Consider the following 26,545-nt stretch of genomic DNA (forward strand, 5'->3'; position numbering starts at 1 on the left):
GCTAAGAGTATCTGATGGCCTGATCGAAAGCATTCAGAAACTGATTGAAAATCCTCGGCAACCGCAGCTTGCAGTGATTGAGATTGTGGAGGCTCTGAGAGATGCCATCATTCAGTCCTTATCAGCAGTAGAAAATGTGGCTCTGGGGCTATTAGATATTGTTGGAGAAGCGATCCAGCAGCTTAAAAATTTGCTGAATGCTGAAATAAAAATCCCCTTTATTTCAGACCTGTTTAAGCTGCTTGGTGCAGGTAAGCTAACGGTATTGAATTTATCTACTTTGCTGCTGGCGATTCCAGCCACAATAGTATTCAAGCTAACTACCAATGAAAAGCCATTTACCGATGTTGTGCCGCTTGAGCCAAACGATCAGGCGCAGGCAACGTTGGTGGCACTAACAGATACACAGCCTGATGACAATGATGACGAACCCAGCAAGTTAGAGTTAAAGCGACAGGCATGGTTTACGGCGGTTACCACTTTTTCAGATTTATGGGTTCAAACCTGCAATATACAGTTAGATCCTGATCCTTTGGGGTTTGATGACGCACCAGACTTAGCCCCGCATAAAAAGGTATTTGAATATCTTGCTTTGACTGGTAGTCTCATCAGCTGGGGGTTCAGTGTGCCTTTCACACGATCAACAGATTTCAAAGACAAACCGGTAGAATCTACGGAGACACTATCGTGGATCTGGAGTGGAGGCTTGGTGTTTATGGATCTAGTTACGCTTCTTGTTGGTACATTTAGCCCTAATAAAGAACCACAGCGGATGAGACGTTTCAATGATACAACCATCATTATTTGGGCTTTGGCCAGTTTGGGTGATTTGATTCTGGCTCTTGCTTCTTTGTCGATCGCAGAGAAGAGGGCAGACGAAAAGTCTCCAGATACCACAGGGGTAAGCATAACCTATGAGATATTCTCTCGGTTTTCGGACTTTGCTTCTCTGGCAAGACTATCCGCTAATCCAGCTAAGCCTGAAACAATGGTTATTCCTATGACGATCCAGACCGTTACCAACTTCATCGTTTGGGTGTCAATCCTGGGATTCGGTAGTACGTTAATAGGACTAGATTTCAGAGCTTTGAACGAATTGAACTAAGCATAGCAACTGAAAGAAAATAAGAAAAAGCGACTGGCTTTTTCCTGTGTCAGTTGATGAGGTACTGAACCTAGGCTGCCCATGACTACTCTGAGTAGGGAATGATTGGGCATTCTAGGTTCTGGTGCTTTCACTATGAAGACGCTAGCAGCCTATTTGATTTTCCTAAATAACAGGAAAAATAAACTATAAAACACTACAAATCGCTCATCTCGTCTGCTGCTGCGCAAGGTTAGGCGTCAAAGTCAGAAGCTTTGTCCGTGTCCGCCTCAGAATTAAACTGGGATCTCCTGCGTCAAGGAATCTATGAGCAAGGTGCGGTCCCCAAAATTTATTGGTGAGGTATTGAAGTCGCAGCAAGGACCGTACCCTACAGCTTGCTGGCTTTTAGATCAGTTTAAATATTTTTCATCCAAATCGCCCCCTCGTTCGTATTGATAGTTAAGGAGGTAACTATTGAATGATATGAGGAGGTTCACGTTGGACGTCAAGGCTTGGTGTATAGAGCGATGGCTTTGTGGTGGTTTGTCTATTTTAGATACAAAACATTCGACAAATGCTAAAAATTAAAGTCATCCAAGTTTAACTATTATTCGTATCCGTAACTGACAATCAATTGTATTCGTATCCAGCTTTATGCATACGTGAAAATCTCACGTACAGGATTGCCATTGAAAAGCAATTGTTTGTCTATTTTTTGTGCTCTACCTCAAAAAGAATGTTTGAAACAACACTTATGAGCCTCTAATAAAGGCGTTTAAGTGTGTCAATATCCTCTCACTCTAGATTCCAAAAACATTTTTTTCATGATTTCTGGAATCCAAACAACATAAGTGGAAGTAATCTTCTGCGTGGCTCTTTAAGGACCTAGATAAACCTTGTCCACGTCCAGAACTGGAGTTTTTCCGTAGAGGAAGCTACAGGTTTCAACTTGGACGTGGTTGACCTCTAAAGAGTACGCCAATTTATTTAAGCCAAATCAATTTCAAGCCCGAGAGTTTTCTTCAGAGAAGACGCTGGTTTTGATGTGGTCAAGGCTCAAATATCGATAGCTCACAACAATTCACAACAGGAAAATCCCATGACAGTCAATGGTGTCGCCATTATCCCCACACAGGATGTCAAAAATCTATCTCGTCTCTCAAAATGTTTTCAAAAGCTACGGATTACTGGCAATAAAGGCGTTAAGCTATGCCTGAGTTCTTGCTTATCTTTAGCAAGTATATTGGCCATTTCAGCTGAAGCGATGGCGCAGCCTCTCCCTGGGAGAATCGCCACACCGGTTTCCGTCGATGAGATCGCTCAGACTGCCCAGCCCCCTACCCCAGAAACAATTCCAACAGAGACAGGAGCTGCTGCGCTCCGTCTGCAACCCTTCTTCAATCTCAACTACAACGAAGGTGCTGGCTTCAGGGGCTTTAGTAGCTTTGGTGGTTTTCTCCCGCTGTTTCAAACGCCGGGGCAAAATGTCACCTTTATTGATGGCCGTGTGAGTGTAGATAATACCGGCGACTTTGGCGGTGGCTTGCAAGCTGGCTACCGAGCCCTGCTAAATGACAACACAATATGGGGTACTTATGCTGGGCTAGATGCTCGCAGTACGGGCGATCACACCTTTACCCAGGCGAACATTGGCACTGAGCTACTAGGAGATAACTGGGACTTAACCTTCAATGCCAACCTGCCTTTGGATAATGCCCGTCAGGTGGTTGCCAGCGAGACCCAAGCCATAAACCCTCAGTTTGTCGGTAATCAATTGGCATTTGATGAGCAGCAAGTTGATCAGATACAAGCTGCCGTCACCACCGTGTCACTCGACGGTGGCCTTGAGCTGTTTGACTTTGGTGAAAGGAGTAGCTTGTGGGGGCGAGGCGGCGTGTATTATTTGGGGGGAGAAGCCTCTCAAACTAGTTTAGGTATTCGGGCCTCACTGGACTACCGCGTTCAAAACAACTTGCGTGTTGGTCTAGGCGTTCAGAATGACGGTGTATTTGGAACGAATGCGGTCTTTTCAGTGAGTGCGTTGTTAGGAGCCCCAGCAAAACGTCCATCTGATACGGAAGAGAATTCACAAGCGCGGCTGTGGGCCAGAGCAGGAGAACCCATTGCGCGTACCAATACTGTTTTGGTCGAGGAACGAACGGATGTTTCGATTCTCGAAGCCAGCATTATTGCTATAAACCCAGATACGAACCAGGCTTTTGTTTTCCATCATGTCGACCCGACTACAGGGGCAGCCACAGCGACGGGTACGTTTGAAGCGCCGCTCGATACTATTGCCAATGCCACTACTATTGCCACAGCCAACGCCGACAACATTATTTATGTGCAGGCGGGTGATGCAGGCGGTGCCTTTACACTGCCAGATGGGGTAGACGTGCGCTCAGTAGGGCCTACCCAGCTGTTAAATACTCAGTTTGGGGAAGTGATATTGCCAGGATCTGGCAGCGGCAACTTGCCAACCGTCAGCGGCACGGCAACCATCGGCAACAACTCATTGGTCTCAGGCCTGGCGATTGATCCGGCGGGGGCCGATGGCATTGTGGCGAATGGTGAGGGTATTGCGATTGAAGATAATACCATTACCAATGCCAATGTCGGTATTAACCTGCCTGATATTGATGGCACGGTGGCGATTGTTCGCAATCAAATCTCGAATACAACTGACGATGGCATCTTCTTTGGTGTCCTTAACGGAATGGATGATACTACCGTGGACGTCGCCGATAATACCTTCGATACTATTGGTGAAAATGGCATTGAATTTGAGGGGATTTTTGAAGACGCCACTGCCAATATCACTGTGACCAACAATCAAATTACCGATACTCAAGAAGATGGTATTTTCATTGATGACATTGCAGGTAATGGTGCTGCAACGATTACGATTGCAGATAATACCTTGAACACCATTGGTGCAGAGGGTATTGAATTTGACTTAATTGTGGAAGATGCTACTGCCAATATCACGGTGGCCAATAATCAAATTACGGATGCTCAATTCGACAGTATTTTCTTTGACGACATTGAAGGTAATGCGGTTGCGACGATTACGGTTTCAGACAATGTGATTGATGCCGTAAATGTAGATCCGCTGATCGCAGGGGGGGATGGTATCGAGTTTGACAATATTGAAGACAATGCCAATGCCACCATTACCGTCGCCAATAATCAACTTAGCAATATACCCTTTGAAGGTATTGAGTTTAGTGACATTGAAAATGATGCGATCGCAACGATTACCGTTGAAAACAATCAAATTAACAGTAATGAGACCGGGATTGAGTTTGACAATATTGAAAACCGTGCCAACGCGACCATTGCTGTGACCGGCAATACGATTACTGTTGCTAATGAAGAAGGCATTCTCTTTGATGACATTGAAAACGATACCGTGTCAAATATCACCATCGCAGAGAACAACATTCTCAGCGCGGGAACAGAAGGCATCGAATTTGACGTTATCGAAGATAATGCCGATGCTACTATTAACATCCTCAACAATCAAGTCTCGAACGTAGGAGAAGAGGGCATTGTCTTTAATGACATTCAAGAAAATGCCACGGCAGATATTACAGTGACGGGTAATACCATTACCAATGCCGGTGATGACGGGATTGAACTCACCTTAATTGAAGATAATGCCAACGTCACTGCGACTGTGACCGACAATACGATTACCAATCCTGGCGCTGATGGCGTGCGAATTGAGCATACGGCTGATACAGACGTCTGCCTGGCACTCGATAACAACAGTGTTACCACTCCTGGCGGCGATGGCTTTGAACTCGTGAGCAATGGGGCCGGTCAGTTTCAAGTGATTGACCAGGCAAATGTTACCGCCAGGAATGTTGGTACCTTTAACCCCGACGATATTGACACCAATGCGGACTTTGTAGAGGGTACGGCGGGAGTCGCTCCTTGCCCCTGATGGCTGTGAGGCCTAGTTACACAAGATAAACCGCGTCCAGATCCACAGTTTTTCCTTAAGCTAAAAATCCGGGTTTCAAATTGGACGTGGTTTAGCCACAAATTAGCTTTTTCTACTCTTTTTGAATGTCGCCTTTCGCTCTATTTAATGGAAAAATACAGCTTCTCGAAGTGCTTCAGTAGTATTTTGCTTTAAATACTCAATAGCCTTTATTACAATCTGAGGATCGCCGTATCTTAATCTGAAGTGTTCGGATGTCTTGGTAAGAGCCTTTTCGCGTGTGTAAATTGGTATTCCGTCGATGTATTCCATAACTCCATGCTTTATGCAAGATGGCTTTAGATTGCCATGATTTTGTCTGTATAACGATTGCGGTCAGAGGTTGCCAGCAACTTTTTCAATGGATTAAAAACCCTTCAACAATCCGCTGCACTGCAGTTGTTAGCTGTTTATCGTTAAATGGCTTCAAATTGATTGATTACGAACTTATAGCGACCGACGAAAGAAGACTGATGGAGAGAGCTTGAAAAAATCAGACAGTTTTTCAATGTGCTCCACAGTAAATTTACGCTGGCCATTAAGAATTGCGGAAATAATTGACTCAGTTTTGAAAACGTTGACTAAATCTTTTTGTTTAAGCCCTAACTCATCAATTAGAGCCTTGAGTAATTCAACACCATATAAATCTGGAATGAATACATGCTCATCTTCATATTCATGAACAAGTATACCTAATACGTTGATGTAGTCTTGCTTCTCTGGCGTTATTTCACCAGAGTCAAGTAAAGTATCAATAACTTCTTGAACTGCAAATAGCTCCTCCTCCGACTTAATAGGACGAGGTGGAAACTTTTTCAGAAGCTCAATGTAACTACTGGAGTCAGTCGCAAACATAATTCTCTACGCCCGTTATTGGCGGCGACCCAATTATATGAACTTTACGCCCGTTATTGGCGGCGACCCAGTAAAATCCTACTTGTACCAAATGTCTTTCTTCCAATCATCCTTGTCATATTCTGCATGAGTGAGAACATTACGGATGAAAACTTTTTGGTATGTGTAATCAATGAAGGCAATCAAGCGGTATTTATTACCACCAACATTGAAAACTGTAAAGTTCTCAACCTGATCAGCAGAAGAGAAAATCTCACGTAACTCTACAAGATTTTGCCATTTAGCAGTAATCGTTAGCTTGTACCAAAGAAGCAAACTAGTTTTTGAATCAGGATGCTTCTCCCAGAACTCTACAAGGCGAGAACGAGTAATGATATGCATAAGTACTGACGTCAGAGTAAGGCATAGTAAACCTCCACGTGATGCATAATCATTTGGTTACTTTACTTAACCGAAGATTTGGCCATCTGTAGCTATTTAGTCGTTTGCCAATTCACTACGAATCAATCTTAGCGAATTGCGAAGTTCAATGCAACATTAGTAAAACTAGGATTTTTAGGGCGACTCCGAAACGCATGATGATTGCCCTTACCATGAGGCGCAGACAGACAGCTAATGTGGAGCTGAGCGGCGGTCAATATTTTGGGATCGATGCCTGGATTGTAAATTCCGTCCGCTCCTGCGTAGGGTTAGGCAGCAGGGGAACCAGACATTGCCTATATTAGAAGCTATGCTAGGTCGTGAATGGGTTCATAAATTCAAATTTTCAACTATTCGTTAACTAGAGCCACTTTGCAGCAGTTGCTTTTCACTACTAATTTTTACGCGCAGTAGCTGTCCCAGTCGTCTGGCCAAAGAAGTATCCAAGAATTAGAAGAAAAGCATTATTTAGTATGTCTGATGGTGGAATGTTAAAAAACAAAGCACAAATTTGCGCGATTGTTATCATAATTAGCAGAATTATACCTGTGATCGTAGCAGCTGATTCTCTTTCCAAAAAAGAAAGAAATACTTTTGAACGTCGTTCGAGCATCTCCATTTTAGTAATTTCGTATTCTCTTTTACTCTTTTCTATTTCTAACGCCTCCTCAACCTTGGTGGACTGCTCTCTTAATTTCTGAGCTTCATCTTCAAGCGTCTGAAGCTCATCAACCAACTTTAAGCGCAACTCATCATCACCGACTTTTTTGTTAACCAAATCTCTTAGAGACACAATCTTTTCTTGGCTCCTAAGAAGATTTATCCTATCTAAAATCATCTTCTTTCGACTAAGAACTAGAGGAAGTACAGTTACTTTTGTACTTGCACCAAGAAGGCTGAACTCTGCAACTCCCAAAGCTTCAGGAGCTTGAATAATGCTATTCGCAGTCTCTAAATACTGGTCAAGCTGCTCTAATGTGTAACTTTCAATTTGCTCTTTGCTCAACCCTGCCTCTGCAAGTACCTTTTCATAGTTTCTTAGTGTCTTATCATCTTGTACGGTTGATTTTATATTGTCAGTAGCAATATCAAAAGCTCCCATGGGTACCTCCTTGTACACAGATATTAATACACAGATATTAGCGGGTTGGGTATGCTTCAGGTCATGTTTTATCGGTATAAGGCTCTAGCCAATTCCTTTAGACTCTATAAATCCTAAATAGGATATCAAGGTGCAACTTTATCTGTCTAACGAGGAGCTGAGCGGCGGTCGGTATTTTTGCATCGATGTTTAGTTGTATATTCCGTCCGCTCCTGCGTAGAGTTAGGCAGCAGGGTCTGGTGCATTATCCGCCGCTTTGAGGGATTTATGAAGGTAGTGCGTTCCTCAAAATATATCGATAGGCAAATAGACGTTGCAGCAGGGGCCGGACCCCGCTGCTTTCTTGACTAGGGAACGAAGAGAGTATTAGTCGTCAAGCGGAATGATTTGGAAGCGGTGCTATCTCACCCTACCTGGCTAAAGAAATCTATCCATCCTCTTGCTAACGCTACTAGAGAAATACTGACAATATGCCCTAGTTGTTTAGAACAGCTAAGAACCTATCTGCAATTTTCTTAAAACCTTCACTACTTGGGTGAAAGTCATCTATTGGGTTCGTATTAAAGTCACTCTTACTAGCTGCGTTTCTACAGTCCACATAAAAGAATCTTCCTTCGAAATTTGGTTGAGCTTTAACTAGTCTAATTAGCTCATCATTGAAACGATCAATAATGTATTTTATGACCTTGAACATTGTATTCTCATTGTCAATATTATTTCTTGCCTTCATTGGAGCCCCAAGGATGAGCCCTGATTGCGTAGGGATTACATAATCGTAGCCATGACAAAGGATTTTTATGCTATTGAACTCTGCCTCTTGCGTAACCCTCTCAAATATTTCTTGATAAAGATCCATAACGAATTTGAGTCTGTTATCTAAATTGTCTTGAATAATATAATCCTTGATTTCTTCATCCTCGATTTCACGTTGGCTATCCGCATCAGAAAACTTCACGATGAGATCTTCAAATCCTTGACCTTCATCGAGTAAGTCATTTCCTCCTCCACTTAACATAAACCAGGATGGTTTCACATCTCGCAAAGCCTGGATGTATTCTGCTTCACGTACCATTTCCTCTAATCTAGCCCCTGCATTACCTAGGCTAAAAACTGCATAGGGATTGTCCCTATTAAAGATGAAATTCTTGCGAGGTTCAAATATTTGGTCAATGATATCGTTTCGCACCAACGGGTATTGAAACCATGAATCTCCCTCAGAGACAATCTTGACAAGATCCCATTGAGTTCTTTCAAATAACTGTACTTTTCGGTCATAACGCTTTTGCCGCCAGGTCTTTAAGGCTTCATGAAACCTCTCGGTCAAGTTATTGTCAATTTCGCCACCTGGCGGAATGGCGATTTCGTCAGTATTGATCCGAATCTTTGGCGGTAAAGATTGACCCATGTCAAGCATTCCTGGAGGTTCTGGAGACTCCTCCATGTCACTTTGCGTGATCAATTTAAACAACCGCTCAATTGTCTGTTCTCCATCCGCACCATCGTCAAGACCTTCGGAAATGATGGAAATCAGCTCATTAATTGTAATTTTCTCTGCCATGTATCTAGCCTCTACTGAGTAAGTGAAAACCTACCAAACGCTAATGGCCTAGTAGCAAAATTTTGTGTGAGTTGCAGTATCATCGAGTGTCTTACACAGTTATATGTTACACAATTTCGTAACAACCCGAAAGTATCACGGAAAGGTGATTTTTCCCTTCTAATTTCTAGAAAATTAAACTTCATTCAGCCTCTAATTCACAAAATCTTGTAGATGCTTCCAAAGTCTCTGACTTCATGGAGACTCTTGAATTTAGAAGAAGTGAAATTCTGTTTCAGGTTTAGCGTAAGCATTTACAACGAATGAAATGGCTCAGACCTGGCCAAACGTTTTCTAACAAGGCAACCCGTCCGTGGGGAAAAGCTAAGGCTCGATTGTTCCAGCAATTGGCTAAAAATAGTCTTGATTGCTGAGTGGTATGAGAGGGTAGTTGAGCAATTAACTGAGCACGGCCATTTTCCTTGAAGATGTGAGTCCAATCATTCTTATCAACATCTTTGACAAAATCTTGATCTAGTTTCCAGATCTTATATCCAGATAAATCTAAAAGAGAGGCTTCTGAAATCAGGGCAGCAAGAGAACCAGGATAGGCTTTATTTACACCTGGAGTAATATGCTGGGAAATGGCATTACCTAAATCTTTGCTAATCTTTTCTGACTTCCCAGAGCGATGAGCAACTAAAGAGGTTTGCTGACCTCCGGAAACCGCAAAACAATTATTAGTATTGTTAGACTCGATATCGATATCGTGTAACAAGGAAGTAACATAGAAATGCTCAATATCTAATTTTTTATATACTTCTTCCACTTGAGAAAGTGCCATGCCAAAAACAAAAGTTCTTAATGAATGAGTAATGATTTCAGGTGAAAGTTTACTTAAACATTCTTGTTCGGCTTCCCGTGCGATTTTAGAATCAGGGACAGTGATGGACTCTAAATCGATTTTCCCTGTGCCATTGGGATAAAGCCCTAGCTTGTAGAGCAGTCCACCCAAAACAAGTTCAACAGCAGTTTTTATGATGGGTGTAAGTAGAGATTTTTTTTCTGCTGCGAGTAGAGCTCCAGAATTATTGGATGCCCACTCTAATGATCCTATTGGATGTTGCTGATCTGATGATGTGTTCATCAATCTCTCTTGCGAGCCAGATAGCTTATGCACTAAGGGTTATAACTTTACTCGGTGTTACAAGCGGACTGGCCAGTACTATATGTTAACTATGCTGAGGAGTGATCGCCTAATAATGAACCTTCAGAAAGGGAGCTTTAAGGGAAGAATCCAAAATTGCTGCAAATCCCTTTTGCTAGGCCAGCAATTGCAATGGTGCCTCCAAGAACAACAAGCCCAAACTTTAAAGGAGTGACATACTTCTTAAGTTCAAGTAAATCAGCTACTGAAGTCAACGCTAATATTTGGATCCCACCCTCTGTCAGGTCTACTAAAATCGCTAATAGGGCAGGCAGTATTAGATAGGCACCATATTTTGGAAAAAAACGCAGTGCGGTGCCAGCAAAGAGGTAGCCGTAGGATAGAGGCAATGCAACATCTAATGTTGCGGTAATCCAAACGTGGGCTTTCCTTTGCCTTGCATCCATTTCTTCTATCTTATCTCGAGCTTTGTTCGGACTAGAGATTCTATCAAGGAGGGGCAAGTGGAAGCGACTAGCTACCATTAGAATGGTAAGCATCAGGAGCACCGTTAATGCCAAAGCACTCCATAATTTTATGTCTTGAGTTATCCAAGCTTTTCCAATAAGTTCCATACTTTGACCTGCAAAGATCTTTTTTAATAGCTTTAAACCCAGTCACCTTCGACACCAGTACTAAGAATTTCTATGCTCTTGAGCAGCCAGTAAAGGGAAAAGGACCATATACCCGCCCATTCGATCCATAGAATGAGCTGCTCCCCAATAATACTAGTCCCAGTGAACAGTCTCACTAACAGGACAAGACCAATAAAAATCGGCATCAACCACATGGCAAACTTAAAAACTCCTTCCCAGAAACGCTTCTGCGCTTCGTTTTTAATGCGTTTGACAGTGTTCATAGCTGTGAGAACATTGACTGCCGTAATCGTCAAGAAGAATAACACAGCCGAGGCCACGTGGAGCGATACAGGTAGACCGAACAACTTAGATGCTTGGAATGGTTGAAAGTCTTGGGTAGTCTTCTCACAAATCTCTACTAGCAGTTGGGTTTCGGGCCAGCTAGTTGGGAAGAAGGCGACACCAGCAAGGAAGACACCAGCAAAGTTTAGCAACCATTCTTCCAGAGAGTTAAAACCACTGTAGATAATCAAACAGGCACTGATAGCAGTCAAAAGACCAACAAACAAATCTCGATATCCCCCTTCAAGTGCAGTACACTCCAACCCCGGCCCAGCATGGTAGTAGGCACTTAGAGAGTTTTGAACGTCCAAAGGCTCTGAAAGCCACCACAAGCTGTTCAGTCCACCAAACACAAGCAACGGCGGCAGAATAAGACCTAAGCCAACCATCGACCAACGTAGTGCGACATAGGTGTGCAAGATATGGTTTCCCAATTTCTCAGGAGAGGCATTGACTTTCTCAATAAATGCAACAAGGCGTGTGATGGGATTCACCATAATTAAAGATCGCTAACTTAATTAGAACTAGAAAGTTGCTAACACAAAATGACTGTCTAACTATGACTTATCCAGACTTTGTCTGGATAAATACCCCCCAGTCGGAGTTATCCAGAAAGTTTCTGGATAATCACCCTATAGGCGTATCGCCCAGAAAATTTCTGGATAATACCCTCAGATTCGGAGTTATCCAGAAAGCTTTAAGGTATCTTTACTGGTTCAAATGAACTATTGAGTGATAATTGCTACATAGGAGTTCTATGATTTTTATGTAGTCATTCATATGCAACCTAAGCCGAGGACCTTACTGGAAGCTGTCCGTGATGCTATTCGTATAAAACATTACTCGTATCGAACCGAAAAAAGTTACATCAACTGGATTAAGCGATATATTCGATTTCATGACTGGCGGCACCCCAGAGAGATGGGAGGTCCAGAAATTGAAACCTTTCTAACGCATTTAGCCGTTACAGAAAAGGTTGCTGCATCGACTCAAAATCAAGCGCTGAGTGCCTTACTATTTCTGTACCGTACCGTTCTGCAGCTAGACCTAGACCTGAATCTTGATGCAGTTAGGGCTAAGCGCTCTCAGTACATTCCCACGGTTCTATCAAGAGAGGAAGTAAGAGCCGTTATTCAGCAACTTTCAGGTGTCTATCGCCTGGTGGTACAGCTCTTATACGGATGTGGCTTCAGGCAAATTGAATGTCTACGGCTCAGGGTTAAAGACATTGACTTTGCTCAACATCAAATTGTTGTTCGGCACACCAAAGGCATGAAAAGTCGGGTGACCATGCTACCTGATCTGTTGGTAGTGCCCTTACAAGAACATCTGCAAAGTGTTAAACGGTTGCATAACCAGGATTTAGAGAGAGGTCAGGGAGCTGTTGATTTGCCATTTGCCCTGGCTAAAAAGTATCCCAATGCCTGTCGGGAATGGGGTTGGCAATATGTGTTTCCTTCGGGAAAATTCTCTAAAAACCCTCGAACAGGTCAGTGGCAGCGTTATCATCTGCATGAAACAGGTTTGCAAAAAGCTGTTAAACAAGCAGTCCGTCAAGCGGGTATCCATCAGAAAGTTGGCTGCCATACATTTCGCCATAGCTTTGCAACTCATTTGTTACAGAATGGCTATGACATTCGCACGATTCAAGAATTGCTCGGCCATAAAGACGTTAAGACAACAATGATTTATACCCATGTGCTTAATCGTGGCGGACATGGAGTAAGAAGTCCATTAGATTCGTAATCAACTGCAACATTTTTGGCTTGACTTCACAAATGTCTTAGCGGTACCTTAGTTCTCACGCCCTTGTGGGCATGACCACAAAGCTCAATATTTAGCACCAGCGGTGCGGTGTTGACACCACCGCACCGCTGGCTAACCCCGGCTGGGTCTAGCAGTCCGAGGCTTGGGATACTTTATCCTATTGCTGCCCCGGTTTGCATCACATAATCGGGGCAGCTAAATTTGAGCTTTGGTTTCTTACCAAACGTCTGGAGACCAAAGCTTATGTTTCTCGATATTACCCAGGGCGCAGTTGCGTCCACACTATCTGTCGGCACCGATCCGCTACCCGATCATCAATACGAAACCGTCCGCCACCTGCTCTTTGGCTCCCTTACCGGCATTCGGCTCACCATCCAAGAGCTGCATAGCAAACACTATGCCGAACCCAACGATTGGAGTAAACCCATCTCCACCGGACGCCCCAATGAAGTTATGGCTATTTTGACCAAACGGGTAGCGCTTAAACCATAGGCTCAATGGGCATTGCTGGTACCCGCTGTAGAGTGGGTCAAGCCTTCTGAATAACCGTCACTGCTCGGCAATGCCCGTCTATGTAAAAGTCTCTCTATCGCTCAGCATGAATGTAGTCTACAAAGTAAAACTTGGGCTCTAACCAGTACTTCAGACCTGCGTAAATACCTAAGCCAATTAGTGCCGTCAGCACTAAAGGCAAACTAATCCAAAGACGCGACCTGTCAGGTATCACAGCCGCTACTGACAGTGCAACAAAGAAATACCCCAACAGACCTATCTGTAAACGATGCACATTGTTGAGTGCTTGACGACAACTTCCACAAATGATGGTGTGTTGATGGTAGCGGTCAAGAACCTGTTGTCGATTCGGCAACTGGACTGAGGTGTCTATGTCTCCCCAAGGTAGCTGTCCCTGACAGTAGCGATCGATCCACTTACGAAATTCAATCACCAATCGATCTGCACTGGTGGGTAAATTATACGCCGTCTTCCAACTCTCCGTTTTTGCGCGTTGTTGTAACTCTCGCTCCTGGTAATGTAGCAAAATCATATCGCCATCTAGCACTGAATTGCGCACAGCGATATGGTTCCACCAGCGCGGTGTCCAATCGTGTAGCCGTTTGGCAAAGTTACGCGGGAATTGAGCCACAATTCTAGATTTGCCTGGAGATACCGGAATGCAATACGTCACTAGTCCAACTTGTCGCTCACCACCAAAACTAATGGCGTACTCCAGATGGCAGGGAGGCGTAAACGTAATCCGGGTTTCTAGACCACCCTCGCTCTTGGCTTCTATACACTCTTGGGTTGACTCTACAATTTGAATGGGAAGTGGTTTAGCTTTGTTACGGTTACCCTGTACACCATGGTGAGCAAATGGAACATGAGAGGGATCGGCAACATTCTCAACTAACGTTTGCCAGTCATATTCAAGGTCACGCACCATAGAGGACCAGACAAACCCGCGTTTGGCATCGACCTGGGGTGAAAGTGGCAAGGGCTGAGAATGGGCAAGGGCCGTAGACTCAGCATCAGGCCACACCCAAAGTAACCCATTGGCTTCCTGCGTTGGCAGAGCCGCTACACAGTTGTGCTCGCGATTTTTCGTAACCAGCTCAGGATTTTCGGCTTGGGGAATGTGGGTACAAGCGCCTTGGGCATCAAACTGCCAGCCATGGTAGCTACACATTAGATGGCCAGTTTTCTCATCTACACGGCCTTCACTTAAAGGTGCTAAACGATGGGGGCACTGGTCAAGAAATACACAATATCGCTCTGAAGCATGGGGTTTCCACACAACAACTCTCTGCCCTAGCAAAACAATCGAGGTGGGCCGCTCAGGATCTAAATCTTCGATAGGTGAGATGGGGTACCAATGTTGAAAAAAGTTAAATTTTAAGTCTGTCATATTGATTCATTGCCAGATATTTTAGGCAGATAGTAGTAAGCACTATCATAGACTTCGTCATACCATTTCCAATTGCCTTCAACTATTTTCTCACGGATAAATCCTACTTTTTCCAGGACACGATATGAGGGAATATTGTGTAGCGTCACTCCTGCTTCAATTCGCTCAATATCTGTGTAACAAAACAACCAGTCTCTTACCGCGAGTAATGCCTCTGTTGCATACCCATGATTGTGTTTTCTAAAATTGAGAAAATATCAGGTATTTGCCAGGGTCACCTTTGAGGAGTATTGAGGCCAGAAACGCCTCTTGTCCTTCATCTTCTCTGGCCTGCGCTAACTCGTAACTTTCATCTTTGGATAATTGAGGCAGGGCCGCTGTTGCCCTGAGCAAGACATCGTCTAAATAGCTTTCAAAAAGTTACTGACACTGGCATCCCACAGCGGGCGATCCACGCCAATGAGCTGATGGTGGCCAGCCTCCGGGGACACTACCAGCTGTTTTGAAGCGGGAATGTTATTCACAAGGCTTTCAATATCATCAACCGGAGTCCATTTATCTTGGGCTCCATGAATGACAAGAGCGGGACAATCAACGGCTTTAGCATAGCTGATGGGGTTGTGGCCAAAGCCATTAACACCATGCTGGATTCCAGCCCAAAAAACCATCAGTGCAGCCGTTGGATTGGTGGGAATTTTATGGTGGCGCAAACGACTTTTGACCGCATCCACCAGACGCACAAAGGGCAGCTCTAAAATGATGGCATCAGGATTGATTTTGTGAGTTGCGATCGCTCTTAAAATTGCCGCCGACCCCATGGACACACCGTAGAGAATAATGGGAGCATCCCCACGGCCTTGCTGTTCCTTCCAATAGTTATATACGGTGACCACATCCTCAGACTCGTCAATCCCCAGGGTAACGGTGCTGCCGCTAGAGCCACCCACCCCTCGAAAATCCACTAGAACAGTGTCAAATCCCAGACTGCTAAATGTTTGCGCTGGTGAAATCAGCTGGCTGCTTTTAGTCCCCAAATTCCCTGGAAATAGCAGCACGGTCCCCCTAGGAGTGGATGCCTCAGCAGAAATTTCCCAGGTTTCTAACCATTGGGATGAACTGATGGGAATCGTACGTGTGGCGTACGATAGGCCTCGATCTGACGGTGTTTTAGCATTTTTAGGTTTAGGCACACCGATGCCCAGCTGTCCTGGTGCCCGCACATGGGTCATCTGGTAAGCCAGCCCATATGTGGGCACGTTTATAACTAGCAAAATTGCCAGCCCCCAGCCCAGCCAGCGTCGCTGGCTAGCAGCTACTCGCTGAGCCGGTCTTCTGCCCACAAACTGGGCAGCGACAAGGCAGCTGCTGCCCCCAAACAAACAAAATACTCCCACATGGACAAGGGGAAACCCCCAGGCATTGATAGCCCCCAAAGAATGGAGCACGACCAAAATGACAGCTAATCCAACTGGCGCAAATAGTACGCCGTAGCCCACCTTAAATAACCATCTACGCGAGGTAGTCATCGATAGAAACGCGCCCCCTAGACATCTACTGTGTTTTGCTTCAGCAACAGCGGTTAATATTTCGGGCGTCGCGCAGTAGCGATTGTATTATAGCTGAGAGATTTTGGTTGCAAGTTGAAAGTCTAGCGCTGTTATTCCCTGGGCATCGTGGGTAGTTAGCTCAACGGAAACTCGGTTGTAGCTGATCGTAATATCGGGATGGTGACCTAGCTGTTCGGCAGGTTCTACCAGAGTGTTAACAAAGTCAATCGCTTCAACAAAATCTGTAAATGTGCGGGTATAAAAAAGACGTTCGCCATCTGTTGTCCAATCAGGTAAACTCTGCATCCGGAGTCTGATCGCCATGGGACTCAGACGAGTAAGACTGTTCTTAACTTCTCTGTTCTGGCTCACTTGGGTGAGGTCAATAAAGCTATCTGTCACTCCCTGGGTAAGAAGGCTGGCAATTAGCAAAAAATTAAGCATACCGTTCATCAGACACAATTTAGATACCGTGGGTATAGTCGCTAGATAGTGTAGCCATTAAGATACAGAAATACATCTATGTCAGCCCCCCTATGAAAGCTCTGTTACTGGCCACCCTTGCAGCTTTGCTCGCTGTAACGGCTAAAAACGCCCAAGCTCAAGCCCTATTTACCCCTACGGCTGAAGGATGTGCCGCCATCATCGATCCGGCGATAAAAACAGACTGCCAGGAAGCCTACCAGCTCCGACAGTTTTACCAGGATGAGATCCAGGATATCCGTACCATTTATCAACTGGCAGAACTTCGACAATCTGCGACCGTATGGCTAGCCCCAGGGTATGGCGATACTTCGACGTTTGATCCACCGGCTAGGGTCATTGTGCTTCAACAGTTTATTCTAGCTGACACTGGAGAGCCCTGGATCCATGTGCGCTTTAATCCAGGTAATTATGGATTCATCCAAACCAGCGTTGTTGAATAAATTCTATCCACCTCAGCTTCATCCACAGTAAAAGAATGGGGCACCTGCAAAGAGATGCCCCGATAAGAATGTCCCAACAAAAATGTTGGCTTCAACAATTTAGTCTTTATTCTGTTCAACAACCTGACTGAGCTGAGAACGCAGCGCATTGGCTGCTGTACCATGGCCCACCTGCTCATAGAGCTGAGCGGCTGTTTCCCAGTCGGTCACAATGGCCTGCTGCACCGCAGGAGACACGTCCTCCTGCTCGCCCAGAGCGAGATAGGCGCTACCTCGCTGAGCATAGAAATCGGCAATGTCAGGATTGAGATTGATGGCTCGAGTATAGAGTGCGATCGCACCCTCATAATCCTGCTCGGTCTGGCGAGCCTGGGCATCCAACAACAGCCGTTGAGACACTGTCGCCGTCGCCACCGTCATCCGATAGCGCACCGTCGATGGCAGATTCACCGCAGCCGTGGCTGTCTCACGGTCTGCCGTCTCATGCTCTGCTGTCTCACGGTCGACCTCAAACTGAGGCGACCCATCATAGTCAAATAGGGGCTCAATTTCATAGTTCACCTCACCACTGGCGCTCTCGCCAGGGAGGGTTAGCACAATCAGATGACTAATCTTTGATTTCTGCGCCGGGTCAACGGTGCGATAGCTCACCTGGTTCTCCACCTTGAGAGGCGTATACTTCCCAGCCTGATACACCGCCACTCGACTAACAATTCCAGGATTGTTGTTAGCCAACCTCAGTTTAATCGCCACCGTTTTCCCCGCTTCAGCCGTCAGCTGATGCCGCATAGACCGATGAGACTCTGAGGTGACCAGCTTTGTTTCCGTCGCACCGGCCTGTAGCAGCACCTCGGCTGACACGGGCATGGCCAATCCTAGCAATACACCCATTAAACCTAGACTACTAACTATAGACCGCATGGTGGCCTCCTAAAGGAACACTGAATAACGTTGTTAAGAGATACTCCACACGGTATTGCCATCGTTCCAGAACAATCTGGATGGTATTGGCAACTATATGGAAACTTCAAGACTGGCATTGAATGGGTTTTATCAACTTTAAATATCGTCTTTCCTGACCTATTTCTCGACCTCACAGAATCATTCACTCCGCTGAGTGTGACCCATTCTTACAAAGCGTTGCGAATCGTTGAGCAATGGCAAGTACTTACAGAGGAGTCCCATATTCTGAGGGGTGGGCAGCTGCTGCCCTAACCTACCCCAGATCTTTTTTCTTGGAGCGCTTTTTATGAAACTGGCTTATTGGATGTATGCAGGCCCTGCCCACATTGGCACCTTGCGTATTGCCAGCTCATTTAAGAATGTTCATGCCATCATGCATGCCCCCTTGGGAGATGACTACTTTAATGTCATGCGCTCCATGCTTTCCCGCGAGCGGGACTTTACGCCGGTAACCACCAGTGTTGTTGACCGTCATGTACTGGCCCGAGGTTCCCAGGAAAAAGTAGTCGATAACATTACCCGTAAGGATAAGGAAGAGCATCCTGACCTGATCGTGCTGACGCCCACCTGCACCTCCAGCATTTTGCAAGAGGACCTGGCCAACTTTGTGGAGCGGGCTCAGCTGGATGCCGAGGGCGATGTCATGCTGGCGGATGTGAACCACTACCGCGCCAATGAACTACAGGCGGCGGACCGGACGCTACAGCAAATTGTTGAATTTTATCTTAAGAAAGCGGCTAAACAGGGCACGTTACCTGAAGGGAAAACAGAAAAGCCCTCGGTAAATATCATCGGCATTACCACCCTAGGCTTCCATAACAACCACGACATCACTGAGCTTAAGCGGCTGATGGCGGACCTGGGCATCGAAGTCAACGCGGTGATCCCCGAAGGGGCTTCGGTAGACGAGCTAAAGAATTTGCCCAAGGCCTGGTTTAACCTGATCCCCTACCGGGAAATTGGCTCACTCACGGCTGAATATCTGCAGCGTGAGTTTGAGATGCCCTATGTGGACATTACCCCCATGGGTGTGGTGGAAACGGCCCGCTGTATCCGTGCCATCCAAACGCTGCTAAATGAGCGCGGTGTGGATGCCAACTATGACCAGTTTATTGACGACCAAACTCGGTTTGCCTCCCAGGCAGCCTGGTTCTCCCGCTCCATCGACTGTCAGAACCTGACCGGCAAGCGCTGCGTTGTCTTTGGTGACAATACCCACGCGGCAGCCCTGACTAAGGTGCTTTCCCGAGAAATGGGTCTCAAGGTGGTGCTAGCCGGTACCTACTGTAAGTATGACGAAGCCTGGTTCCGTCAGGAGGTGGAGGGCTACTGCGATGAGGTGCTAGTTAGTGAAGATAATGGCGCGATCGCAGATAAAATCGCCCAGCTAGAACCCGCCGCCATCTTTGGCACCCAAATGGAGCGTCACGTGGGCAAACGCCTCAACATCCCCTGCGGTGTGATCGCCGCCCCTATCCACGTCCAAAACTTCCCCGTCGGCTACCGGCCCTTCCTCGGCTACGAAGGTGCTAACCAGCTGGTAGACCTAATCTACAACTCATTTACATTGGGTATGGAAGACCACCTGCTGGAAATCTTTGGCGGTCACGACACCAAAGAAGCCATCACCCAGACACTGTCTGCCGATACTGACCTCAACTGGAGTCCCGATGGTTTGACCGAACTCAAGCGAGTGCCCGGATTCGTCCGTGGCAAAGTCAAGCGCAATACGGAAAAATTTGCCCGCGAGCAAGGTCATACCGAGATTACTGCTGAAGTCATGTACGCAGCCAAAGAAGCCGTCGGCGCTTAGTTGGCTGCCAACATCTCCCTGACAGCTTAAACACAGCAACCCCAGCGATGTATTGAACATCGCTGGGGTTGTAATTTGCTGACCAATTGCCAAATCTAACCCTGAGCCGGTCTAGGCATGTAATTGATCCATGGCGCATTTAGCGCCAACGCCACATTCATATATTCAAACGAATCGACTAGCCAGGATATTTTATCCAAGGAGCAAGACTCTCGCACATGAAACAAAATACCAAAGCGGTCTTCAAACCAAGAGCGAATGGTTCGTCTAAACAAAACTATCTTGAGCAGTACAGCCGTGATCACCTTGGCTCCAAGAGTTTCAACTAGCCTTCTAAAATGCGCCATCTCAGGTCGGTCCACCGTATTGCTCACCAGCATTTTCAATAGACGGGTACACATTTGGTTGATTGAAATTCCAGTCAAAGGTGTCTTGCCCAGCCCAGCGGTATCCAGCAATACATCCTTGACCAGCTTACTAAAGCGGTTAGTCTGATAGCGGGCATCAGCTGCCACCAGCGGTTCCATAATATAGTCATAAAACGGATCGACAAAGTCTCCCGTAGTGCGAAAATCAGCTAAACCGGTTTCAAACGTCCTGGCCTGATTTCGATAGCTATTTTTACGGTTTGGATGAAATGTATGAATCGCATCCACTAACTGCCGATGGTCAAGGCGAGTAGAGTTGAGCCCCTGCCCTGCTTCACCGCGACGGTGCGCCTGCCAATAGTCATTAAGCTGCTGATTGATCTGTTTAGCCTTTTTTTGTCGCTGCTGTTGAATGCTCTTGCGGTAGTGCAAAGGAATATCACGGGTAACGGCGGCAGACTCGTAGATGAAAAAGTAATCGCTAAAACAGTTGCCAAAAGAATCTTTCTTCTCTGTAGTATCGGCTGCCTCCTCCGACAGCAGCCGCATCTGACGCTGCAAAGGAACGTACAGATTGCCGTTGTTGACGTACGACTCCATAGCACCCACCAGCCGCCTCACCTGACGGCCAGTGGGTCGCCGCTCAGGCAGATTCTTTGCCCCGTCAACAAGGTCTCTCAACGCCCCATGTCGGTGCGTTTCCAGCCGCCAGGGGTTGCCAATGGTGTAAAAGCACCGATTGATCACATAGGGCAAGATGTCATCAGCATCGGGGGAGTCTACCACCGATACCAGCGCAGTCCGAACGGAGCTAGAATCAAATTGACTCTGGGTGACCACACCCTTAAAAAGAAGGCTGTAGAATGCCTCAATTGCTTCTTCTGAGTCTTCTAACCTTGCCAAACAGCGAATGTAACTATAAACCTCACGTTCAGCTCTAGTAGCCTGTCGATTTGCAAAAAACTCACCGTCGTGGCAGTACATGGAACACTCGATCTCGTTGGATCTGTTCTTAGGGAAGTATTACGTATGTAATAACGTAAAATATACCGGAAATCCAGTCCGATTCAGCGTTTTTGCCAACCGTATCAAAAATTCATCAAAGAAACTGAAATTTATGACAGGTGCTATTCAGCATACAGTGGCTCCTAAGCGCTGCACAGTCATCAGTTCATCGCTGGAAAGTCCCTGTTCTTTATAAAATTTACAGTTGTGATATTGATCTAGATCACTGACGGCATCCCATATCTGCACACATCGTTGTTGCGTAAGGTCCCAAAGACTTATTCTGTGTTCATCCTGACAAAGTAGTATACGCCCACCGTTACAGATATTTAGGGCATAGGGTGGGCTAGAGAGTTGAATGGCTCCCTTGTGTCGTGAGGTAGCGTGGTCCCAAACCATTACGGTGTGCTCGACATCGCACAGTGCTAAATACGATCCATCGCCGCTAAAGACGGCATAGTAAGGTTGGACAGGACCACAGGTTAATTCTTGAACATCTAACGGCATTGAGTCGTCACTTAGAGTTTCTTTGGCAACTACAAAGGCTCGAATGGCCACTTTGAATACATGGCCTTGGCGACCTACTTCTGGAACTGCTTCAATGACCCTAAGTTGAGTATCAGTCCACTCAAAGGTTAGAAAATTGCCGTAGGGATTGAGTGGTAACGGTACAGATGCGACTCCATATGCGCCTGTTTCAGGGTCTTGGTGCCAAACGATAATTTGGTTATTGTTGTCATACCCGGCAATAGATTTACCATCGGGGCTAAAGGCTATGTTCTTAACGCTATCGTTGGCTCCCAGTAGGGGTTCACCTTCTGGTTCGCCCCAGGTCAAATTCCATAGTTGAATACTACTGTCACTAAGGCCTGTCGCTAGCCGCTGGCCATCGGGACTAACGGCAAGGCTATCTAACGTGACGGTTTCAAGGTGGGCACTGTAGACGGTTTCTTTATGTGCGATCGCATCCCAAATTTGAATCTGCTCCACGGTGGCCACAATCAGTTTGCTGCCATCGGTAATTACAATTTCCTGGACAGGCAGGCCCAGATCATGGGACCAATCCAGGCTAAAGCGATGACCAGTCCACGTATACACCTGCACCAGTCCCTGTTGGTCACCAATGGCCAGGGTCCGCCCAGTGGGATGTAGCGCTGTTACCAGTCGTCCCTGTAGTCCAGTGGGTAATACAGCCGCCCTAAATTGGCAGGTTTGAAAGTCAATATCCTTCAGGCCAGGCACTGTCAGATCAGCGTGCCACAGGGTGTGATTGCGCCAGTCAACGTTAGCCACCGACAGCCCCATGGCAACAGCTAGATTAAAGAGATTACCCGCCGCAAAGCTATGGGATGGATCAAAAGCAGATGGCAGGCCCAGTAAATGATCAAACTTAGCAGGTAAATCCTGTTGCAAAAACTGTCTTTTAAGCGCAGCCGCAAGCGGTTTTAACAAGTAGCTGTGTAGGATCTCCTGCTGCTGAAAAGACGCCTGGGGCAAAACAATGGGATAGCTATGGAAAAGGCTAAGATTGTTTTCACTTAGCTCCCGTGTAAATGTTTCCCGTAACGTATCAATAACGTAAAGGCCAAAGTATCGAGGCGTTATCCGCTGGGCTCCATCACTTTCAGAAGAGCTTCGAATCAAATGCCGCCTTTGCAGCATCTGCCAAGCTTCCATCAACTGACTTTCATCAAACGGCAAAAACGATAGCCACTGCCTTAATTCAAGCCAGGATAGGGGACGCAACGCCAGCCAATAAAGTAAAACCTTCTCAGGATCTGATAGCTTGCCAAAAAGTTCGTCAAAATACTTGGATAGAGACGGAGACAGGGGTAAAAGATGAGCAAAAAACTGTTCAATTTGGTTGTTATAGAATGATTGAATAGTATCTATAACTCTATGTAAAAGAGTAGGATGGCCTCCACACAGCTCGTTTACTTGTTGCCAGTGTTCTTCATTTTGACTAATTGAGCTTTCAAGGTTTGGATATTGTTCAGTAATAAACCCCTGGGCCTGATCAAATGACAAACCTTCAATAGTTTCTAAGGTAACGATGCGTTGATCGAAGTCAATGGGAATGATGTCGCTAGACCAGAGCAAGCAACTTTGTTGATGGACGGCTGCACTGATGTCATTAAAAAAATGATTGTATTGCGGCTCATCTAAAAATCGTTCGATTTGATCAACAATAATCAGATAAGGCGTTTGATTTAGAGCTTGTATTACTTGCTGACGCAGTTGGTACTCTGACGGCGGTGTCTGGTAGCAATCTTGATTAGACGAAAACAGGAGCTGATGCCAAACCCGCCAGCTCGGTAATTCGTGAGTGGGGTGCTCAATAATATGCGTAAAATAGTTGCCAGGCTCCGACTGAAGGGTGCGTAGTGAATGGGTTTTCCCGATTCCAGCTGGCCCTGTTAGGATAATTGAGTGATAGCCTGAGTCCATCATCTCTAGAAGACGAGATGCTAAGGTATCTCTTTCTAGCAGGTGATTATTAGATGGCTCATTAGCTAGAGGAGCTATCGGGGCCGAGTGAACAGTTTGTTGCGATTTAAGCCAGTCTTGATAGCGGCGTTTTACCACTCGGTTGAAGTTAGATTTTTTAACCTTTCCTTCGCTAGGCCAGACATTGCTCAATAGTTGCCATAGGGCATAGCCATATACTCCTCGCAGGGTGCTAGGGGCATAGCCCATACGCTTAGCCATAGCGGCATAGGACAAATTTTCTTCCCAAGTCAGCCGTAGTATAGCGGTTTCAACTTCAGTCAATAAACGTCCGGTATAGTCCTGCACACAGTGATTGACATAATCTAAGATGTCCTCAAATAGGACATCATCAAGCGATAGCTCAAGCTCCATAGGTTCCCAGTAGACACACACAAGCCCTGTATAGTCAGGAGTCTACTGTAAGTCATATGACTTTTCGAGGGGCTATATGACTTTTTTAATAATCATTTGTACTAACTTCACGACAGCTGCTTAAAAAAGTCAGCCACACCCTATGACTTTTTATGATGAAGCGAAGTTCGCATCCAGCAGATAAATGACTAAACCTCACGACTTTAAGGGTGTCAGAACAGATTTTCCGGTTGCCATGATATAGACACAAAGCTCAAAGCTTTGAACAACGGCAAAATCTACTACAAGGAAAATTTACGATGTCTCCTGAGATGCTGATCGGTTTTGGTTTGAGTGCTCTAGTGATGATGACGCTTGGCAAGTCCCCTGAGCCTAAACCCAACAAGCCTAAAACAACGGTAGTTACCTTTGTCTTACCTAACTGTGATGACTAAAGAGTCATTCTAAAAATTGCAATATTAGGAGGGTTTATGCGTAGGACTCATCACCACCCGCGTTTGTATTATCTAATGGGCAAACTACTTCAAGGATTTTTTATCCTGCTATACGGCTTTTTTATCATCTGCTTATTGCTGGTGATTGCCGTTGGTGCAGAGGCCGCCCTGGCATTTTTAACGACCCATGCTCCTTGGATATTTAAGCTGGGTTTGACATTTGGCTGTGCGATCGCAATTCTTTCGCTCTATGAAGCTCTGTAATCAACACCATTCCATGGCCAGCAGTACCCAACGATTTGCTGGCCAACAGTTGACGCAAACTATTTGAATCTACTTGAAACTATAGGACAATGACATCAACACAGAGAGTAGTTAAAGGCCTTGTAGTATTATCATCCGTATTATCCTTAGGTGTTTTCATCCCGCCGATGGCCGCTGAAACAATCAATGCAAAAGCAGCTGGCGCCGCCCACACACCTACGGCCATAGATGGTAACAACAGCCATACAGCTGGCAACTGTCAACAAATTGAACGCGATACGATTGTTCTATCTGGGTCTACGGCTATCTTCGCCCAGCCCCAGACAGATATTCAAGTTAGTCCTGACACAGCTCCTCGGCCAGTTCTATTAACTCTAGCCGCACCGCTGCTGCTAACCGAAAATTGTGTGCTGGGAGCCGATACATCCACGCTGATTGAAGCGCAATTAGAGACCACAGATAGTATGGCAGGATTGATTATTAAAACTCAGTCTATTGTTGTTTCTGGGCACTATTTACCACTCGTGGCAGAAAGCAACATCATTCCGTTTGAAAAATATATAAAGCAACATAGCGTTCAACAGACCAACAGTCCGCTATGCACAGCTATCGGTATTTTACCCAATGTTTTAATCAACTCTCATAAAATGGGTGTGGGCATCTCATCCCAAGACTTAAGCCTGATGACAGGCAGCGTTTGCGAACTGGTTTTTAGCAGCCAGTCATCCTATTTTTTGCAGGCTGAACTCAAGTCAGACACGTTTTATAATCTGCGCCTGCCAGGGGTGCAAAGTATTCCTGTGCCACCCGCGTTGAGAACGTTTATAGCAACAGAATAAAGGCGGTGCATAAGGGCGGTGCGATCGCAGATAAAATCGCCCAGCTAGAACCTGCGCAGCCATCATCCACATACTGTCTGCCTGTAGCGACCTAGGGCAAGGCTTGTTATCCAGATCCTATCCAAACCTAGCTAAATAAAACTAAAGTTAGACTAGACACCCAGATACATATACCCAAAGTCGACTATGCAACCCGCCATCCACCTCACTACCACCGTTCTTCCTGACAACCGTATTGAAATTGATTTGCCTCCTGGTACAGCAGGACAACAGGTCACCGTCTTTGTTGTACTTACAAATCCAGAGGCAACGATCAGCCCCTCCCCCCTAGACAACCACATCGACTTAGAGAAAGTGGAGACTGATCCGAACATTCAGATAGGACTAACTGCGCTAAATCTCATAGCTACCGAACCCGCTAAACCCCGTTCTGCTGTGTCTGAAATCTTGACTCGCATCCGTCGTCGTCCCCGGGTAAATCCTTTGGAGTTTGGTCTACCTGATAGTAACGATTTGATCCGCGAAGACCGTGAACGATGACTGATACGCAAGTAACCGAAAACGCCTCAGCACTTCACTGTGTTATTGACACCAACATTGGTGTCAAACAGCAGGGCGAACGCATACATATCTTAATAATTGATGCAGGGATTGAAGCATCAGTCTTAGGATGACGATGCCCTCTAGCAATCTAGGTGCATCTAGACATGTCTAGCCCATCCATTTCACGGCTCAAAT

General features: G+C 45.8%; 24 protein-coding genes and 1 pseudogene. 11 read left to right on the forward strand and 14 right to left on the reverse strand.

Translation table 11 applies throughout. The features are described from left to right. Positions 1 to 1,105: hypothetical protein (locus tag IQ260_RS07130; RefSeq protein WP_193992165.1), on the forward strand; the 1,105-nt coding region annotated here is incomplete at its 5' end. Between the two features lie 1,081 nt (positions 1,106 to 2,186). Next, on the forward strand, positions 2,187 to 5,036 hold the full coding sequence (locus tag IQ260_RS07135) for a beta strand repeat-containing protein (RefSeq protein ID WP_193992168.1): 2,850 nt from the start codon (positions 2,187 to 2,189) through the stop codon (positions 5,034 to 5,036). Positions 5,037 to 5,522: 486 nt separating this feature from the next. Here IQ260_RS07135 and IQ260_RS07140 read toward each other — a convergent pair whose 3' ends face one another. The 7 genes from IQ260_RS07140 to IQ260_RS07170 form a co-directional block, all read right to left on the reverse strand. After that, on the reverse strand, positions 5,523 to 5,930 hold the full coding sequence (locus IQ260_RS07140; protein ID WP_193992170.1) for a helix-turn-helix domain-containing protein: 408 nt from the start codon (positions 5,928 to 5,930) through the stop codon (positions 5,523 to 5,525). 78 nt (positions 5,931 to 6,008) lie between these two features. Then, positions 6,009 to 6,311 carry a type II toxin-antitoxin system HigB family toxin gene (locus IQ260_RS07145; protein ID WP_193992171.1) on the reverse strand — a complete coding sequence of 101 codons (303 nt, stop codon included), beginning with the start codon at positions 6,309 to 6,311 and terminating at the stop codon, positions 6,009 to 6,011. 433 nt (positions 6,312 to 6,744) lie between these two features. Beyond that, positions 6,745 to 7,452, reverse strand: a complete 708-nt coding sequence (locus IQ260_RS07150) for a DUF4349 domain-containing protein (protein WP_193992173.1) — start codon at positions 7,450 to 7,452, stop codon at positions 6,745 to 6,747. Positions 7,453 to 7,927: 475 nt separating this feature from the next. Next, a complete protein-coding gene (locus IQ260_RS07155; RefSeq protein WP_193992175.1) occupies positions 7,928 to 9,010 on the reverse strand; it encodes an SGNH/GDSL hydrolase family protein in 1,083 nt (360 codons plus the stop codon). 280 nt (positions 9,011 to 9,290) lie between these two features. After that, positions 9,291 to 10,136 carry an HD domain-containing protein gene (locus IQ260_RS07160; protein ID WP_193992176.1) on the reverse strand — a complete coding sequence of 282 codons (846 nt, stop codon included), beginning with the start codon at positions 10,134 to 10,136 and terminating at the stop codon, positions 9,291 to 9,293. A gap of 137 nt (positions 10,137 to 10,273) precedes the next feature. Beyond that, positions 10,274 to 10,771 (reverse strand): hypothetical protein, encoded by a 498-nt coding sequence (locus IQ260_RS07165; protein WP_193992177.1) that lies wholly within the window; start codon positions 10,769 to 10,771, stop codon positions 10,274 to 10,276. A 32-nt stretch (positions 10,772 to 10,803) separates the two neighbouring features. Beyond that, positions 10,804 to 11,613 (reverse strand): hypothetical protein, encoded by an 810-nt coding sequence (locus tag IQ260_RS07170; protein WP_193992178.1) that lies wholly within the window; start codon positions 11,611 to 11,613, stop codon positions 10,804 to 10,806. 283 nt (positions 11,614 to 11,896) lie between these two features. Between IQ260_RS07170 and IQ260_RS07175 the strand changes: the two genes are divergently transcribed. Together IQ260_RS07175 and IQ260_RS07180 are read left to right on the forward strand one after the other, a co-directional pair. Next, positions 11,897 to 12,862, forward strand: a complete 966-nt coding sequence (locus IQ260_RS07175; protein WP_193992179.1) for an integron integrase — start codon at positions 11,897 to 11,899, stop codon at positions 12,860 to 12,862. A 264-nt stretch (positions 12,863 to 13,126) separates the two neighbouring features. Next, positions 13,127 to 13,375 carry a hypothetical protein gene (locus IQ260_RS07180; protein ID WP_193992180.1) on the forward strand — a complete coding sequence of 83 codons (249 nt, stop codon included), beginning with the start codon at positions 13,127 to 13,129 and terminating at the stop codon, positions 13,373 to 13,375. Positions 13,376 to 13,469: 94 nt separating this feature from the next. Here the strand turns inward: IQ260_RS07180 and IQ260_RS07185 are convergent, their stop codons facing one another. The 4 genes and pseudogenes from IQ260_RS07185 to IQ260_RS07200 form a co-directional block, all read right to left on the reverse strand. Beyond that, on the reverse strand, positions 13,470 to 14,786 hold the full coding sequence (locus IQ260_RS07185) for an aromatic ring-hydroxylating dioxygenase subunit alpha (RefSeq protein WP_193992181.1): 1,317 nt from the start codon (positions 14,784 to 14,786) through the stop codon (positions 13,470 to 13,472). Continuing rightward, positions 14,783 to 15,028 (reverse strand): annotated as a pseudogene (locus tag IQ260_RS31835) (GNAT family N-acetyltransferase); the annotation flags it as partial. The pseudogene IQ260_RS31835 and the gene IQ260_RS07185, both read right to left, overlap by 4 nt. A gap of 159 nt (positions 15,029 to 15,187) precedes the next feature. Beyond that, a complete protein-coding gene (locus IQ260_RS07195) occupies positions 15,188 to 16,312 on the reverse strand; it encodes an alpha/beta hydrolase (protein ID WP_193992182.1) in 1,125 nt (374 codons plus the stop codon). An 87-nt stretch (positions 16,313 to 16,399) separates the two neighbouring features. After that, a complete protein-coding gene (locus IQ260_RS07200; RefSeq protein ID WP_228015663.1) occupies positions 16,400 to 16,786 on the reverse strand; it encodes a 4a-hydroxytetrahydrobiopterin dehydratase in 387 nt (128 codons plus the stop codon). Positions 16,787 to 16,869: 83 nt separating this feature from the next. On the opposite strand from IQ260_RS07200, the gene IQ260_RS07205 reads away from it, so the two are divergent. Next, the gene (locus tag IQ260_RS07205; RefSeq protein WP_193992184.1) at positions 16,870 to 17,259 is read left to right on the forward strand and encodes a hypothetical protein; all 390 of its coding nucleotides are present in this window, start codon (positions 16,870 to 16,872) and stop codon (positions 17,257 to 17,259) included. Between the two features lie 99 nt (positions 17,260 to 17,358). On the opposite strand, the gene IQ260_RS07210 is transcribed toward IQ260_RS07205, so the two are convergent. Next, on the reverse strand, positions 17,359 to 18,180 hold the full coding sequence (locus IQ260_RS07210; RefSeq protein WP_193992186.1) for a tetratricopeptide repeat protein: 822 nt from the start codon (positions 18,178 to 18,180) through the stop codon (positions 17,359 to 17,361). A 30-nt stretch (positions 18,181 to 18,210) separates the two neighbouring features. Between IQ260_RS07210 and IQ260_RS07215 the strand changes: the two genes are divergently transcribed. Together IQ260_RS07215 and bchB are read left to right on the forward strand one after the other, a co-directional pair. After that, complete coding sequence (locus IQ260_RS07215) at positions 18,211 to 18,474, forward strand: hypothetical protein (RefSeq protein ID WP_193992188.1); 264 nt, start codon at positions 18,211 to 18,213, stop codon at positions 18,472 to 18,474. 34 nt (positions 18,475 to 18,508) lie between these two features. Continuing rightward, complete coding sequence (gene bchB / locus IQ260_RS07220) at positions 18,509 to 20,035, forward strand: ferredoxin:protochlorophyllide reductase (ATP-dependent) subunit B (RefSeq protein ID WP_193992190.1); 1,527 nt, start codon at positions 18,509 to 18,511, stop codon at positions 20,033 to 20,035. A gap of 95 nt (positions 20,036 to 20,130) precedes the next feature. Here the strand turns inward: bchB and IQ260_RS07225 are convergent, their stop codons facing one another. Together IQ260_RS07225 and IQ260_RS07230 are read right to left on the reverse strand one after the other, a co-directional pair. Next, positions 20,131 to 21,387, reverse strand: a complete 1,257-nt coding sequence (locus tag IQ260_RS07225; RefSeq protein ID WP_193992192.1) for a hypothetical protein — start codon at positions 21,385 to 21,387, stop codon at positions 20,131 to 20,133. A 147-nt stretch (positions 21,388 to 21,534) separates the two neighbouring features. Then, on the reverse strand, positions 21,535 to 24,270 hold the full coding sequence (locus IQ260_RS07230; protein ID WP_193992194.1) for an AAA family ATPase: 2,736 nt from the start codon (positions 24,268 to 24,270) through the stop codon (positions 21,535 to 21,537). A 299-nt stretch (positions 24,271 to 24,569) separates the two neighbouring features. On the opposite strand from IQ260_RS07230, the gene IQ260_RS31430 reads away from it, so the two are divergent. From IQ260_RS31430 to IQ260_RS07245, 4 genes are all read left to right on the forward strand, one after another. Then, the gene (locus IQ260_RS31430; RefSeq protein ID WP_265579505.1) at positions 24,570 to 24,704 is read left to right on the forward strand and encodes a hypothetical protein; all 135 of its coding nucleotides are present in this window, start codon (positions 24,570 to 24,572) and stop codon (positions 24,702 to 24,704) included. A 36-nt stretch (positions 24,705 to 24,740) separates the two neighbouring features. After that, entirely contained in the window at positions 24,741 to 24,968 is a 228-nt protein-coding gene (locus IQ260_RS07235) for a hypothetical protein (RefSeq protein ID WP_193992196.1), read from the forward strand. A gap of 167 nt (positions 24,969 to 25,135) precedes the next feature. Further along, positions 25,136 to 25,807: a hypothetical protein gene (locus tag IQ260_RS07240; protein WP_193992198.1), complete on the forward strand. Its 672-nt coding sequence runs from the start codon at positions 25,136 to 25,138 to the stop codon at positions 25,805 to 25,807. Between the two features lie 186 nt (positions 25,808 to 25,993). Further along, entirely contained in the window at positions 25,994 to 26,347 is a 354-nt protein-coding gene (locus IQ260_RS07245; protein WP_193992200.1) for a hypothetical protein, read from the forward strand. Positions 26,348 to 26,545: the final 198 nt, after the last annotated feature.

The organism is Leptolyngbya cf. ectocarpi LEGE 11479, from assembly GCF_015207065.1.
In the GTDB taxonomy this organism is placed as follows: Bacteria; Cyanobacteriota; Cyanobacteriia; order Phormidesmidales; family Phormidesmidaceae; genus Leptothoe; species Leptothoe ectocarpi.

Bases quoted from the DNA above. Each gene is read 5' to 3' on its own strand.
- IQ260_RS07145 (WP_193992171.1), bottom strand. From the start codon at position 6,311: ATGCATATCATTACTCGTTCTCGCCTTGTAGAGTTCTGGGAGAAGCAT.
- IQ260_RS07205 (WP_193992184.1), top strand. From the start codon at position 16,870: ATGAAAGCTCTGTTACTGGCCACCCTTGCAGCTTTGCTCGCTGTAACG.
- IQ260_RS07175 (WP_193992179.1), top strand. From the start codon at position 11,897: ATGCAACCTAAGCCGAGGACCTTACTGGAAGCTGTCCGTGATGCTATT.
- IQ260_RS07195 (WP_193992182.1), bottom strand. From the start codon at position 16,312: ATGACTACCTCGCGTAGATGGTTATTTAAGGTGGGCTACGGCGTACTA.
- IQ260_RS07225 (WP_193992192.1), bottom strand. From the start codon at position 21,387: ATGTACTGCCACGACGGTGAGTTTTTTGCAAATCGACAGGCTACTAGA.
- IQ260_RS07165 (WP_193992177.1), bottom strand. From the start codon at position 10,771: ATGGAACTTATTGGAAAAGCTTGGATAACTCAAGACATAAAATTATGG.
- IQ260_RS07240 (WP_193992198.1), top strand. From the start codon at position 25,136: ATGGCCGCTGAAACAATCAATGCAAAAGCAGCTGGCGCCGCCCACACA.
- IQ260_RS31430 (WP_265579505.1), top strand. From the start codon at position 24,570: ATGTCTCCTGAGATGCTGATCGGTTTTGGTTTGAGTGCTCTAGTGATG.
- IQ260_RS07160 (WP_193992176.1), bottom strand. From the start codon at position 10,136: ATGAACACATCATCAGATCAGCAACATCCAATAGGATCATTAGAGTGG.
- IQ260_RS07210 (WP_193992186.1), bottom strand. From the start codon at position 18,180: ATGCGGTCTATAGTTAGTAGTCTAGGTTTAATGGGTGTATTGCTAGGA.
- IQ260_RS07185 (WP_193992181.1), bottom strand. From the start codon at position 14,786: ATGACAGACTTAAAATTTAACTTTTTTCAACATTGGTACCCCATCTCA.
- bchB (WP_193992190.1), top strand. From the start codon at position 18,509: ATGAAACTGGCTTATTGGATGTATGCAGGCCCTGCCCACATTGGCACC.
- IQ260_RS07150 (WP_193992173.1), bottom strand. From the start codon at position 7,452: ATGGGAGCTTTTGATATTGCTACTGACAATATAAAATCAACCGTACAA.
- IQ260_RS07155 (WP_193992175.1), bottom strand. From the start codon at position 9,010: ATGGCAGAGAAAATTACAATTAATGAGCTGATTTCCATCATTTCCGAA.
- IQ260_RS07170 (WP_193992178.1), bottom strand. From the start codon at position 11,613: ATGGTGAATCCCATCACACGCCTTGTTGCATTTATTGAGAAAGTCAAT.
- IQ260_RS07200 (WP_228015663.1), bottom strand. From the start codon at position 16,786: ATGAACGGTATGCTTAATTTTTTGCTAATTGCCAGCCTTCTTACCCAG.
- IQ260_RS07235 (WP_193992196.1), top strand. From the start codon at position 24,741: ATGCGTAGGACTCATCACCACCCGCGTTTGTATTATCTAATGGGCAAA.
- IQ260_RS07135 (WP_193992168.1), top strand. From the start codon at position 2,187: ATGACAGTCAATGGTGTCGCCATTATCCCCACACAGGATGTCAAAAAT.
- IQ260_RS07140 (WP_193992170.1), bottom strand. From the start codon at position 5,930: ATGTTTGCGACTGACTCCAGTAGTTACATTGAGCTTCTGAAAAAGTTT.
- IQ260_RS07230 (WP_193992194.1), bottom strand. From the start codon at position 24,270: ATGGAGCTTGAGCTATCGCTTGATGATGTCCTATTTGAGGACATCTTA.
- IQ260_RS07245 (WP_193992200.1), top strand. From the start codon at position 25,994: ATGCAACCCGCCATCCACCTCACTACCACCGTTCTTCCTGACAACCGT.
- IQ260_RS07180 (WP_193992180.1), top strand. From the start codon at position 13,127: ATGTTTCTCGATATTACCCAGGGCGCAGTTGCGTCCACACTATCTGTC.